Here is a 12,837-nt window from a genome sequence, read left to right as displayed (position 1 = left end):
TGTGCACGGGGCGCGTCGCGGGTGCGCGCTCTGACTCGTTCAGCTCCGGCTGATGCCGGAGAGTGCTACCTCAGAGCTTGTTGACGGCCACAGCGATGGCCGACTTCTTGTTGGCTGCCTGATTGGCGTGGATGACGCCCTTGCTGGCGGCCTTGTCGAGCTTGCGGCTTGCCGACTGTCCGAGCTCGGCGGCCTTGTCCTTGTCGCCGGCGTCAACAGCTTCGCGGAAGCTGCGGATCGCGGTGCGCAGCGAAGAGCGCACGGACTGGTTGCGCTGCCGACGGATCTCGTTGGTGCGGTTGCGCTTGACCTGGGACTTGATGTTTGCCACGCGTGTGTACCTATCAGTTGTTGGTGATTGCTGTTGCTGGGTGTTCCTGAGCAGGTCAAACGGGTGGACAGCACGTGTCCGCCGTCGACTCTGCGACAGCGGTCTACTTTACCAGCCGGAAACAGGGGTCCCAAATCCGCAGGCGTTTGCTCGCGCGCGATCGTGCGTCTCCCACCGATCGGCTGTGAATCCTCACAGCATGTGTCGAGCTCGCGGATGTGTGCGTGAGCACAACTAAACTAGACCCATCATGTCAGTTGTCTTCATTCACGTCGGATTACCCAAGACGGGCACCACCCATCTCCAGGATCGCCTGTGGTGGAACCGCGACCTCGCTTTTCGTCACTCCGGGCTGCTCTACCCGGGAAACGAGATGGCGGATCACTTTCACGCCGCAACCCACCTACAGCCCAGTCGGTATCTCGACTGGGTCGACCCGGCCTTCGCCGGAAGGTGGTCGACGATGGTCTCGCAGATGCGTGCTTGGCCGGGGACGTCGCTGGTGTCGCACGAGTTGTTCGCGACGGCGCGCGAGGAACAGATCGAGTCGATGGTGAACGACCTGTCCTTCGCCGACGAAGTCCACGTGGTCGTGACCGTTCGTGATCTGGCCCGCCAACTGCCCTCGGTGTGGCAGGAGAACGTCAAGAACCAGCGTCTGGCGTCGTTCGACGACTTCGTGACGTCGGTGCGTCGGCACGCGCCACGTCGAACGGGGTCCTGGGGCGGCGACATGGAGGAGGAGCCCTTCTGGGAATTCCAGGACTACGTGGGCATCCTCGGACGGTGGGCCAAGTTCGTCGGGCCGGAACGAGCTCACCTGGTCACCGTGGCGAAGCCGGGAACGGGCACATCGTCGTTGTGGGACAGATTTCTCTCCGTGCTCGACGTAGATCCGGCGCCGATGACCATCGACGTTCCGAACAACAACACGTCACTCTCGGCAGCGCAGGCAGAGCTCCTGCGCCGGCTGAACTCGCGCCTACAGCCCGACGACATCGAGTGGGATCGGTACGAGCGCGTCGTCAAAGGTCACATCATCGCCAAGGTCTTGTTCGCACAGACCGGCGGCACACCACGTGGGCTGTCCACCGAACAGCGTGCGTGGGCGGCCGACGAAGCCGAGACGATGATCGACGCTGTGCGCGTGGCCGGGTATCCCGTGACCGGTGATCTCGGGGATCTCTCTGTCAGCACGATGGCAGGCGACGACGCCCGGCCGCCGACAGTCGACGAGATTCTCGACGCCTCGCTCGACGCGATCGCGGGAATCGCGCAAACGATGCCCTACCCCGAGACCGGGGCTCGATTGCAGACGCGCGCGGCGAACGTGGCTCGCCGGATCGGGCGACGCGTGGTGTCGCTGCGTCGAACCCTGGGCTAGGTGTACTGCTAGGGCCTGCCTCGGCCTGCGGCCAGGAATGGGGTCAGGAGAACGCCGCTGCGACGCGCCCGCGCAGACGTCGTGCCGACTGGAGCGATCTGAGGCACCATGTGTGTCTATGAGTCCCGCGTCAACCGGTGCGCAAGCCAAGAAGGCATCGCGCAAAACCGCGCCCCCGTCGTCGTCGAAGTCCGTCACAGCCGCCAAGTCGGCCAACGGCAAGGGCGCCGAACCGGGACAGGTTGCCAGGAGCGCCAAGGCCAAGGTCGTCAGGGAGACAGTCCCCACCGAGACCGGAATCTTCAAGGGATACTCGAAAGGGCCGTACGGCAAGGCCTTTGACGAGATGTTCGACGCCGACGGCGAGGTGCGCCCCGCGTATCGCGGCATCTTCAAGGTCATGGCCGAGTCCGATCGTGCCGACCTCGAAGCCCGCGTCGACGCACTCGGGCGCGCGTTCATCGACCAGGGCATCACGTTCTCGCTCTCGGGTAAGGAGCGACCGTTCCCGTTGGACGTTGTGCCACGGGTCATTTCGGCCGGGGAGTGGAACAAGCTCGAGGCGGGCATCACTCAGCGCGTGCAGGCGTTGGAGTTGTTCCTCGATGACGTGTACGGCGAGCAGGAGATCCTGCGCGACGGTGTGTTGCCCAAACGTCTGGTTCATTCGTGTGAGCACTTTCACCGTCAGGCCGCAAACATCCGTCCTCCCAACGGAGTTCGCATTCACGTCGCGGGCATCGACCTGATCCGTGACGCCAACGGCGACTTCCGGGTGCTCGAGGACAACCTGCGATCGCCGTCTGGTGTGTCCTACGTGATGGAGAACCGTCGCACCATGGCTCGGGTCTTTCCCGACCTGTTCTCCACGCACAAGGTGCGACCTGTCGCCGACTACCCGAGTCACCTGCTGCGCGCACTGCGGGCCTCGGCAGCGTTCAACGAGGCCGACCCCAACATCGTGGTGCTCACCCCCGGTGTCGCGAACTCGGCGTACTTCGAGCACTCGCTACTCGCGCGGCTGATGGGCGTCGAGCTCGTCGAGGGTCGAGACCTGTTCTGCCGCGACAACGTCGTCTACATGCGCACCACCGAGGGTGAGCAACGCGTCGACGTGATCTATCGACGCATCGACGACGACTTCCTCGATCCCATGCAGTTCCGTCCGGATTCGATGCTCGGCGTGGCAGGCCTGCTCAACGCGGCGCGCGCGGGCAACGTCGTGATCTCGAGCGCGGTGGGCAACGGTGTCGGCGACGACAAGCTGATCTACACCTACGTGCCGGACATCATCAACTACTACCTCGGCGAGAAGCCGATCATCGGCAACGTCGACACGCTGCGCTGCTGGCTCCCCGAGGAGTGCGAGGAAGTGCTCGATCGGATCGACGAACTCGTCGTGAAACCTGTTGAGGGATCGGGCGGTTACGGGATCGTCTTCGGGCCCGACGCCACCAAGGCCGAGCTCGACACCCTTGCCCGCAAGGTGCGCAACGACCCCCGCGGATGGATCGCCCAACCCGTGGTGCAGTTGTCGACGGTGCCGACAAAGGTCGGCGACTCACTACGTCCGCGCCACGTCGACCTGCGTCCCTTCGCCGTCAACGACGGTGAGAAGGTCTGGGTGTTGCCGGGCGGATTGACCCGTGTCGCGCTGCCCGAGGGCTCACTCGTCGTCAACTCCAGCCAGGGTGGCGGCTCGAAGGACACGTGGGTGCTCGCCAGCAGGGCGACACAGAGTGAGCGTGAACTCGGCGGTGGCAAGGTGGTCACCTCCAAGGCCGCCAAGGCGGCCAGGCCTGCCGAGAGCGCACCCGACCCGGTCTTCGAACAAACGCAGCAGCAACAGCAAAGCGGTGATCTCCGATGATGTTGGCCCGCAACGCCGAATCCCTGTACTGGATCGGCCGCTACGTCGAACGTGCCGACGACATGGCGCGTCTGCTCGACGTCGCCATCCATCAGCTCCTCGAGGACACCTCCGCCGACGTCGACGGTGCGGTGCGGATGGTCATCCAGGTTCTCGGACTCGAGGTGCCCGACACCGACGAGCCGCTCGACGTGTGGTCGCTCATCGAGCACGTGGCATACGCGAAGGGATCGGCGGGATCAGTCGTCGACCTCATTCGCGCGGCACGCGAAAATGCCCGTGGCGCACGGGAAGTCACGTCCAGTGAGATGTGGGAGTGTCTGAACACCACCTACAACGGGCTGGCCGAAGCGGAGCGTCGGGGGCGTCGACTCGGACCTCACGAGTTCCTCTCGTACGTGAAGAACCGCGCAGCCATGTTCGCCGGACTCGCCGACGCGACGATGAGTCACGACGACGGCTACCGGTACCTGCTGCTCGGCCGCTCCGTGGAGCGGGTCGACATGACCATCCGGATGCTTCTCTCCCGCGCCAATGATCCGATCAACTCGCCCGCGTGGGTGAATGTTCTGGTGTCCGCCGGTGCCCACGACACCTACCTGCGGACCTATCGCGGTCTGCTCGACGCCGAGAACATCGTGCAGTTCATGTTGCTGGACAGGCTCTTTCCGCGATCGGTGTTCCACGCGCTTCGTGTCGCGGAGCAGAATCTCGCGGAGATCGAAAAGCGCCCGAGCCGCGTCGGCGAGCAGGCCGAAGCGCTGCTGCTGCTGGGGCGAGCGCGCAGTTCGCTCGAGTTCCTGGAACCGGGCAGACTGCTCGACGGACTGCAGGAGCGACTTCTCGACCTGCAGGACACCTGCCGTGCCGTCAACGAGGCGGTCACGGGTCAGTACTTCCATGTGTCACCGTATGTGTCGTGGGCAGATGCCCGGGTCAGCGATGGTGAAGAACACTTCATCGAGGAGAGTGAACTGTGAGCTGGCGTCTGAGGGTCGTGCATTCGACGGGCTTCGCCTACCAGAGTCCGGTCACCTCGTCATTCAACGAGGCACGGCTGACCCCGCGAAGTGATACTCGGCAGAACGTGATCGTGAACCGTGTCGAGACGGTGCCCGCGACCCGTGCGTACCGCTACACCGATTATTGGGGCACCGCTGTCACCGCCTTCGACCTCCACGCTCCGCACGAGGAGCTCGAGGTGTCGGGGATGTCGGTCGTGGAGACCGAGGCCGGCGAGCGTCCCGGCCCCGACAAAGCTGTGACGTGGGAGGAATTGGAGAGCGACTACGTCGCCGACCGCTACGACGAAATGCTGTCCTTCACAACGTATGTGCCGAAGAACGGGCGTCTGGGTGCGACAGCGCGGCGCATCGCCAAGGGGCTCGAGCCCGAGGACGCCGTCGAAGCGATCTGCAAGTTCGTGCACGAGGAGATGGAGTACGTACCGGGCACGACAGGTGTGCACAGCACGGCCGTCGACGCGTGGAACGAGCGTAAGGGTGTGTGTCAGGACTACGCGCACGTCAGCCTCTCTATGCTGCGCGGCCTCGGGGTGCCGGCCCGGTACGTCTCCGGATACCTGCATCCCAAGCCCGACGCCAAGATCGACAAGACCGTCGAGGGACAGAGCCACGCGTGGATCGAGGTGTGGACAGGCGGCTGGTGGGGCTACGACCCGACCAACGACACTCCCATCACCGAGCAGCATGTCTCGGTGGGCGTCGGCCGCGACTACTCCGACGTCTCGCCGCTCAAGGGCATCTACACCGGCGGCAAGGCGACAGACCTCGACGTCGTCGTGGAGATCACGCGGCTGGCCTGACCCGGCCTCGGTTCTGCCGCCGGCAAATGTGTGTCGAATCGAAGGAATTGGGTGCTGCAGCAACCACATCCTTCGATTCGACACACATCTATAGCTCGACGTGCTGCCGGCTACCGCCAGCCGTAGTCGCGCCGCAGTCGGTCGGCGACGGCGTCGAAGCGCTCCTCGTCGAGGATGGCGCCCTCGCGTCGAATTCCGTGTTCGAGGACGTACAACACGCGGTCGAGACGGATGTAGCTCTCGCGGTGTTCGTCGTCCCAGACGCCGGTCCCGAGTTCCATCCAGTTCGGGTCGTCGCGGTGGTAGTCCTGGCTCGAGAGCATCAGGCCGAGGAGATGCGTGTGCTCTTCGCCGCGGTCGCGTCCGACGACCAGCACCGGACGATCCTTGCCCTTGCTCGGATCGTCCTCGTAACGCACCCAGGTCCAGACGATCTCGCCGGGATCGGCCGCGCCGTCGAGGTCGGGGGAGTAGACGATCTCGCGCGCCGCGTCATGGGTGGGGCGCGCCTGCGTCCGGCCCGTCATCGGGTCGACCCGTTCAGGATCAGGTCGTCGACGGCGTCGGCCGCGAGCTGAGCAGTCGGCTTCTTGTCGGGTTTCAGGTCGTGGCCGGTTTTCTCGATCTCGACGAGCCGCGTCGGCGCGGCAATGAGCGCGATGGTGTCGGTGATCTCCTCGGTCGTCGCGAAGGGATCCGACGCTCCGTGCACGATCACTGTCGGAACCGTGATGTCGCCGAGGTGCTCGGTGCGCGCGCGTTCGGGTTTGCCGGGCGGATGCAACGGATACGACGACAGCAGCAGTCCCGCCGCGTGGCCGGCAGCTCCGTCCTCCGCGACGACCATCGATGCCTGCCTGCCGCCGTACGAGTGTCCGCCGAGGACGAGCGGACCGTCGGATTCGGATGCGAACAGTGCGGCCGCCTCGCGGATGCCGTCCCGATCGCCTGCCGCACCCGACGGGCTTGGCGGACCCTTGGGCTTGCGCTGCCGGTACGGCAGATCGATACAGGCGACGAACAGCCCGCGGGCGCTGAACTCCGCGCCATACGCCCGCATGATCGCGGTGTGCCGGTTGCCTCCCGCGCCGTGCGCCAGCACGAGCACCGCGCGAGGTGGGCCGTCCGGACGGTAGATGTCTGCGACGACGCCGTCGCCGGTGAAGGTCTCGGGACTCACGGCGTCCACGTTATAAGTTGCAGGGATGAGAGCCATACGAGTGGCGTGGCTTGCGATGGCAGTGGCGGCCCTTGGCTATGCGGTGGCGTGCGGATTCATGCCCGTAGGAGAGGTGACGGTGAGTTGTGGCAAGAGCGGCGAACTGTCGGTCGCCGGTGCGCACGCCGGCGCGACATGTGAGGACTCGATTTTCGCTGCGCTCGGGCCACGCAGGCTGATCGAGATGGGTCCGTTGTTGGTGGTGGCACCCCTGATCGCGGCGGTCGCGCTGCGCGTCTGGGTGTCATGGCTCGTTGTGCCCGCGATGGCCGTGCTGGTGTTCGTCGGCGTCGCGAACTGGGCTGACTTCTGGCTCCTGCTCTCGTTCGGCGCGCTTGTGCTGCTCGTCGCATCGATCGTCGTTGCGACGGCTCATCTCGCCGTGCGCGCACGCAGGGACTCGCAGCGCGCTCGGGGCGTTGAAGCGGGTTCGCTTCAGAATCTGACCGGCCTCAACCGTTCGGATCGAGCCAACTAGGCTGCTCCGACGCTTCTCTCGCAACCCGGCCGCGTCCCGCCGACGGCAGGCCGTGAGAAACTGGATACGACGACCACACCCGCATCGCACTCGAGTACTGGTGCGCACCTGTAGGAGCAGTTCGATTCCCACTTTCGCCGACACCACGTTCACCGATCCCAGCCGGATCCGGAACTTCTGCATCATCGCGCACATCGACCACGGCAAATCGACGCTGGCCGATCGGATGCTGCAGCTCACGGGCGTGGTCGCGGAGCGGGACATGCGCGCCCAGTACCTCGACCGCATGGACATCGAGCGTGAGCGTGGCATCACGATCAAGGCGCAGAACGTGCGCCTGCCCTGGAAGTCCGACGGACCGGACGGGCCGCAGACCGACTACGTGCTGCACCTCATCGACACCCCTGGTCACGTCGACTTCACCTACGAGGTGTCGCGTGCGCTCGAAGCGTGTGAGGGTGCCGTTCTGCTTGTCGACGCCGCGCAGGGGATCGAGGCGCAGACGCTGGCAAACCTGTACCTGGCGATGGACAAGGACCTGACCATCATCCCGGTGCTGAACAAGATCGACCTTCCCGCCGCCGACCCCGACCGCTATGCCGAGGAGATCGCGCACATCATCGGCTGCGAGCCCGACGACGTGCTGCGCGTGTCGGGCAAGACGGGTGCGGGCGTCACGGAACTCCTCGACGAGGTGATCAAGCTGGTGCCGGCTCCGCAGGGCGACCCCGATGCGCCTGCGCGAGCCATGATCTTCGACTCCGTCTACGACACCTACCGCGGCGTGGTCACCTACGTCCGCGTGGTGGACGGCAAGATCGTCCCACGCGAGAAGATCGCGATGATGTCGACCGGAGCGACGCACGAATTGCTCGAGGTCGGCATCGTCTCGCCGGAGCCGAAGCCGACAAAGGGGCTCGGCGTCGGCGAGGTCGGTTACCTCATCACCGGAGTGAAAGACGTGCGGCAGTCGAAGGTCGGTGACACCGTCACGACCGCCCGCCACGGCGCGACCGAGCCGCTGACCGGCTATCGCGAACCGCGCCCGATGGTCTACTCCGGCCTCTACCCGCTCGACGGCTCCGACTATCCGGTGTTGCGCGACGCTCTCGACAAACTGCAACTCAACGACGCCGCGCTCACCTACGAGCCGGAGACCTCTGTCGCGCTCGGCTTCGGTTTCCGCTGCGGCTTCCTCGGACTGCTGCACATGGAGATCACCCGAGAGCGGCTCGAGCGCGAGTTTGATCTGAACCTGATCTCCACCGCACCCAACGTCGTCTACCGGGTGGTCATGGAAGACGGCTCCGAGTCGATCGTCACCAACCCATCCGACTGGCCGGAGGGCAAGGCACGCCACATCTACGAGCCGATCGTCAAGACGACGATCATCGCGCCGAGCGAATTCATCGGCGCGATCATGGAGCTGTGTCAGTCACGGCGCGGTGAGCTCGGCGGCATGGACTACCTGTCGGAGACACGCGTCGAGATGCGCTACACCATGCCGATGGCCGAGATCATCTTCGACTTCTTCGACTCCCTGAAGTCGCGCACCCGCGGTTACGCCAGCCTCGATTACGAGGAGGCGGGCGAGCAGGAAGCCGACCTCGTGAAGGTCGACATCCTCCTCCAGGGTGAGGCGGTCGACGCGTTCAGCGCGATCGTGCACCGCGACGCCGCGTTCGGCTACGGCAACAAGATGGCCACCAAGCTCAAGGAGCTCATTCCGCGTCAGCAGTTCGAGGTGCCCGTCCAGGCGGCCATCGGATCGAAGATCATTGCGCGCGAGAACATCCGGGCGATCCGCAAGGACGTGCTCGCCAAGTGCTATGGCGGCGATATCAGCCGAAAGCGCAAGCTGCTCGAAAAGCAAAAGGAGGGCAAGAAGCGGATGAAGACCATCGGTCGGGTCGACGTCCCGCAGGAGGCATTCGTGGCCGCGCTTTCCACCGACTCGATGGGCGACAAACCGAAGGGCAAGTGAGGTCATGGGTACAGACAACGTGAATCCCGTTCTCGCACAGAGCGATCTACCGCACGGCCTGCCCGACTTCGCGTCGATCTCCGACGACGACTTCCTGCCTGCGTTCACCGACGCGATGGCATCGCAGCTGGCCGAGATCGACGAGATCGCGAACAATGCGGAGCCGCCGACGTTCGGCAACACCGTCGAAGCGGTCGAGTTCTCCGGACGCGATCTGGCACGCGCGGCCGGCATCTTCTTCAACCTCGTCGGTCCGGACACCAACCCGAAGCGCAACGAGATCAGCCGGGAGCTGTCGACGCTGCTGACCGATCACCAGAACACGATCGCGATGAACCCCGTTCTCTTCGAGCGTATTTCGAAGGTCCACGACGACGCCGACGATCTCGACCTCGACGAGCCGCAGCGTCGGCTGCTCGACAAGCACTATCGCGGCGCGGTGCGCGCCGGTGCGGGCCTGTCGCCCGATCAGCAACAGGAAATCCGCGAGATCTCGTCGCGACTGGCGCTGCTCACCACGACGTTCTCGCAGAAGATCCTCGACGACTCCAACGATTCGGCCGTGTTCGTCGACGACGCATCCGCGCTCGACGGCATGTCGGCCGGTGAGATCGCCGCCGCGCGACGTGCCGCGACTGACGCAGGGCACGACACCGGATATCTGATCGCCCTGGAACTGCCGACCAGCCAGAGCGTCCTCACCGAGCTGACCGACGGTGCTGTTCGACGCCGCGTCTTCGAGGCATCGATCAACCGCTGTGCGCGCGGAAACGACAACGACACAACCGAATTGGTGTTGGAGATCGTGCGGCTACGCGCCAGGCGTGCGGAGTTGCTCGGATACAGCGATCACGCCGACTACGTGATCGCGGAGCAGACCGCACCGTCGGCGGAGGCCGTCGACGACTTGCTGCGCGAACTCAGCGCGTCGGCGATGCGAGCGGGGGAGCGTGAGCTCGACGACCTCCGGGTTCTCGCGGGCGACGCCGAGATCGGTGCCGCGGACTATACCTACTGGCTCGCGCGCGCGGCGCGGTCGAAATCCGATGTCCCGCTTGATGATTTCGCCGACTACTGCGAACTCGAGACGGTCCTGACCCGCGGGGTGTTCTACGCGGCCAACGTGCTCTACGGGCTGCGTTTCGTCGAGCGTCCTGAGCTGCCCGCCTACCACCCCGACGTTCGTGTGTGGGATGTACTCGACGAGAACGGGCGAAGCATCGGACTGTTCCTCGGTGACTACTTCGCGCGCCCGTCCAAACGTGGTGGTGCATGGATGAACAGCATCGTCGACCAGTCGACGATGCTGCAGACACAGCCCGTCGTGGTCAACGTGTTGAACCTGACGAAGCCCGATGACGGCGAGAAGTGCCTGCTCACCGTCGATCAGCTCACCACGCTGTTCCATGAGTTCGGGCATGCGCTGCACGGATTGCTCTCGGCCGTCGACTATCCGTCGCAGTCCGGGACGTCGGTGCCGCGCGACTTCGTCGAGTTCCCGTCGCAGGTCAACGAGATGTGGGCGCTGCACCCATCCGTTCTGGCCAACTACGCGCGCCATCACGAGACCGGCGAACCCATTCCCGCGGAGCTCGCCACGGCAGCACGCGAGTCGGCAGGAACCGAATCTGCCCACAGCACAATCGAATACCTCGCGGCATCAGTCCTCGACCTCGCGTGGCACCAACTCGACACCGCGCAGGCCGAGGCAATCACCGACGTGGCGGGCTTCGAGGCGCAGGCGCTTCGGACGGCGGGCATCGGCACCGACCTGATCCCGCCGCGCTACCGGAGCACCTACTTCAACCACATCTTCGGCGGCGGCTACTCGGCCGGCTACTACTCGTACATCTGGTCGGAGGTGCTCGACGCCGACACCGAGCAGTGGTTCCTGTCCGAGGGCGGCCTGCAACGCGAGAACGGTCGACGCTTCGCGACGTCGACGCTGTCGCGTGGCGACAGCGTCGACCCGCTTGTCGCGCATGAGAAATTGATCGGACGCAAGCCCTATATCGAGCCGTTGTTGGCGCGGCGTGGGCTGTGACGGCGCTCGCCGCGGCTGGTTGTTCGACCTGATCTGACCTGGAGAAGCGGTACGTCGGCTGGGGTACGGTTGGGATTCCGACGGTGTTGCCGATGTGGCGGGAGGTGTATCGCGATGGCGGCCGCTGCCCCCATGCCGACGCGCAAAGACGCCGTACGGAATCGCAAGAAGATTCTTGTTGCAACGGGCGAAGTGCTGCGCGACGACTATGAGAACGTCAGCATTCCCGTGATCGCGGAGCGTGCCGGGGTCGGCACTGCGACTGTCTACCGCTACTTTCCCTCGTTGGAGACGCTCGTCCGTGAGTATCTGCACGGTGTGATCGTCGAACTGCGTGACTACAGCAAGGATTCGACGAAAACCGGCACTGCCCTGTTCGAGGACGTCGTCGCTCATCTCGGCCGGCTTCTCGTGATCAACGGTCCCGCGATGGTCCGGCTGCGTCGACCGGTGGGCTTCCTCACCCGACTACGGGAGGGCGATCCGACGATCCAGACGGTTCGGGACGCCTGGGAACGTCCGATTCGGGCGGTGCTGCGCAGCAAGGGAATCGACGACTCCCACTTCGATCACGCGCTGTTTCTGTACAACCAGATGTTCGATCCTCGCGAGGTGCTCGATCTCCTGGCCAGCGGTCTGTCCATAGACCAGACGATGAGTCTGCTGATGTCGACGTACTACGGTGCCCTCGACGGGATGGTTGCCGCGGAGATCTGACGTCGCTGCCCGGTTCAATGGCGGCGCGAGTCACCCGTCCTGTGGTGCAATTGGTCAGTGGCGAACGCATCCGCACCTTCGCGTCCAGATCTGACGCGCTACGCGCTCCTGAGCATTGTCACGGCCTTGGTCGTGATCGTGATGAAGCTGATCGCATGGCGCGTCAGCGGGTCGGTTGGTCTGCTCTCCGACGCACTCGAATCGGTGGTCAACCTCGCTGCCGCGATCGCCGCATTCTTTGCGCTGCGGGTGGTCGCGAAACCCGCTGACGCAGAACACAATTTCGGGCACGCGAAGGCCGAGTACTTCTCGGCGGTGTTCGAAGGCATCCTGATCGTCGTGGCGGCCATCGCGATCATCGTGGCCGCGGTGGATCGGCTCCTGCATCCCGCCGAACTCGCGGCGGTGGGACTCGGACTCGCCATCTCGGTCGCCGCAACCGTGCTGAACGGTGCCGTCGCGGTGATCCTGCTCCGGGCGGGCAGGCGCTATCGCTCGATGACTCTCGAAGCCGACGGCAAGCATCTACTCACCGATGTCTGGACCACCGTCGGCGTCATCGTCGGCGTGTTCCTTGTTGCCGTCACCGGGTGGCTGCCGCTCGACTCGATCGTTGCCATTCTCGTCGCGGTGAACATCATCGTCGTCGGTGCGCGACTCATCTGGCGCTCGGGCGATGGACTTCTCGACGCCGCGCTGCTCGCCGTCGACCTCACGACGGTCAACGACGTGCTCGACCGGTTCCGTACCGACGAGGTGGCATTTCACGATGTGCGCACAAGAGAATCGGGGCACGAGCGGTACGTGCAGATGCACATGCTGGTACCGGGGGTGTGGAGTGTCGACCGTGCCCACGACGTGGCTGAACGTGTCGAAGACGAACTGCACGCGGCTCTCGATCATCTTCGAGTGAGCATTCATATCGAGCCGATCGAGGATCCGCGCGCATACGAATCGTGGCGGTTGGACTCAAACCCGCACTAGC

Annotated in this window: 12 protein-coding genes; 9 read left to right on the top strand and 3 right to left on the bottom strand. The window is 64.8% G+C overall.

Annotated features, from left to right (window positions below; genetic code table 11):
- Positions 1 to 70: 70 nt before the first annotated feature.
- Complete coding sequence (gene rpsT / locus GOSPT_RS08430) at positions 71 to 331, bottom strand: 30S ribosomal protein S20 (protein ID WP_005205136.1); 261 nt, start codon at positions 329 to 331, stop codon at positions 71 to 73.
- 250 nt (positions 332 to 581) lie between these two features.
- Between rpsT and GOSPT_RS08425 the strand changes: the two genes are divergently transcribed.
- The 4 genes from GOSPT_RS08425 (at position 582) to GOSPT_RS08410 (ending at position 5,410) form a co-directional block, all read left to right on the top strand.
- Positions 582 to 1,715, top strand: a complete 1,134-nt coding sequence (locus GOSPT_RS08425) for a hypothetical protein (protein ID WP_005205134.1) — start codon at positions 582 to 584, stop codon at positions 1,713 to 1,715.
- Between the two features lie 118 nt (positions 1,716 to 1,833).
- Entirely contained in the window at positions 1,834 to 3,585 is a 1,752-nt protein-coding gene (locus GOSPT_RS08420) for a circularly permuted type 2 ATP-grasp protein (RefSeq protein WP_005205132.1), read from the top strand.
- Positions 3,585 to 4,565 carry an alpha-E domain-containing protein gene (locus GOSPT_RS08415; RefSeq protein ID WP_210734601.1) on the top strand — a complete coding sequence of 327 codons (981 nt, stop codon included), beginning with the start codon at positions 3,585 to 3,587 and terminating at the stop codon, positions 4,563 to 4,565. The genes GOSPT_RS08420 and GOSPT_RS08415 overlap by 1 nt, the downstream gene beginning before the upstream one ends.
- Positions 4,562 to 5,410: a transglutaminase family protein gene (locus tag GOSPT_RS08410; RefSeq protein ID WP_005205129.1), complete on the top strand. Its 849-nt coding sequence runs from the start codon at positions 4,562 to 4,564 to the stop codon at positions 5,408 to 5,410. Before GOSPT_RS08415 ends, GOSPT_RS08410 begins: the two co-directional genes overlap by 4 nt.
- Before the next feature lie 110 nt (positions 5,411 to 5,520).
- Here GOSPT_RS08410 and GOSPT_RS08405 read toward each other — a convergent pair whose 3' ends face one another.
- Positions 5,521 to 5,937, bottom strand: a complete 417-nt coding sequence (locus tag GOSPT_RS08405) for a type II toxin-antitoxin system PemK/MazF family toxin (protein WP_005205127.1) — start codon at positions 5,935 to 5,937, stop codon at positions 5,521 to 5,523.
- Positions 5,934 to 6,626, bottom strand: coding sequence for an alpha/beta hydrolase family protein (locus GOSPT_RS08400; protein ID WP_005205119.1), 693 nt, complete (start codon positions 6,624 to 6,626; stop codon positions 5,934 to 5,936). The genes GOSPT_RS08405 and GOSPT_RS08400 overlap by 4 nt, the downstream gene beginning before the upstream one ends.
- Here GOSPT_RS08400 and GOSPT_RS08395 point away from each other — a divergent pair.
- The 5 genes from GOSPT_RS08395 (at position 6,616) to GOSPT_RS08375 (ending at position 12,836) form a co-directional block, all read left to right on the top strand.
- Positions 6,616 to 7,107, top strand: a complete 492-nt coding sequence (locus GOSPT_RS08395; RefSeq protein ID WP_005205117.1) for a hypothetical protein — start codon at positions 6,616 to 6,618, stop codon at positions 7,105 to 7,107. The two genes, GOSPT_RS08400 and GOSPT_RS08395, sit on opposite strands and share 11 nt — an antisense overlap.
- A gap of 100 nt (positions 7,108 to 7,207) precedes the next feature.
- Positions 7,208 to 9,091, top strand: coding sequence for a translation elongation factor 4 (gene lepA / locus GOSPT_RS08390; protein WP_039855239.1), 1,884 nt, complete (start codon positions 7,208 to 7,210; stop codon positions 9,089 to 9,091).
- Positions 9,092 to 9,095: 4 nt separating this feature from the next.
- Entirely contained in the window at positions 9,096 to 11,135 is a 2,040-nt protein-coding gene (locus GOSPT_RS08385) for a M3 family metallopeptidase (protein ID WP_005205114.1), read from the top strand.
- 114 nt (positions 11,136 to 11,249) lie between these two features.
- Positions 11,250 to 11,852, top strand: a complete 603-nt coding sequence (locus GOSPT_RS24545; protein ID WP_005205113.1) for a TetR/AcrR family transcriptional regulator — start codon at positions 11,250 to 11,252, stop codon at positions 11,850 to 11,852.
- 57 nt (positions 11,853 to 11,909) lie between these two features.
- Complete coding sequence (locus GOSPT_RS08375; RefSeq protein ID WP_005205112.1) at positions 11,910 to 12,836, top strand: cation diffusion facilitator family transporter; 927 nt, start codon at positions 11,910 to 11,912, stop codon at positions 12,834 to 12,836.
- Position 12,837: the final 1 nt, after the last annotated feature.

The organism is Gordonia sputi NBRC 100414, from assembly GCF_000248055.1.
Classification (GTDB): Bacteria; Actinomycetota; Actinomycetes; order Mycobacteriales; family Mycobacteriaceae; genus Gordonia; species Gordonia sputi.
This window is presented reverse-complemented; position numbering and strand designations above follow the sequence as displayed.

Coding starts and splice junctions, on each gene's coding strand:
- GOSPT_RS08420 (WP_005205132.1), top strand. CDS start 1,834: ATGAGTCCCGCGTCAACCGGTGCGCAAGCCAAGAAGGCATCGCGCAAA.
- GOSPT_RS08425 (WP_005205134.1), top strand. CDS start 582: ATGTCAGTTGTCTTCATTCACGTCGGATTACCCAAGACGGGCACCACC.
- GOSPT_RS08415 (WP_210734601.1), top strand. CDS start 3,585: ATGTTGGCCCGCAACGCCGAATCCCTGTACTGGATCGGCCGCTACGTC.
- GOSPT_RS24545 (WP_005205113.1), top strand. CDS start 11,250: ATGGCGGCCGCTGCCCCCATGCCGACGCGCAAAGACGCCGTACGGAAT.
- GOSPT_RS08395 (WP_005205117.1), top strand. CDS start 6,616: ATGAGAGCCATACGAGTGGCGTGGCTTGCGATGGCAGTGGCGGCCCTT.
- GOSPT_RS08385 (WP_005205114.1), top strand. CDS start 9,096: ATGGGTACAGACAACGTGAATCCCGTTCTCGCACAGAGCGATCTACCG.
- GOSPT_RS08405 (WP_005205127.1), bottom strand. CDS start 5,937: ATGACGGGCCGGACGCAGGCGCGCCCCACCCATGACGCGGCGCGCGAG.
- GOSPT_RS08400 (WP_005205119.1), bottom strand. CDS start 6,626: ATGGCTCTCATCCCTGCAACTTATAACGTGGACGCCGTGAGTCCCGAG.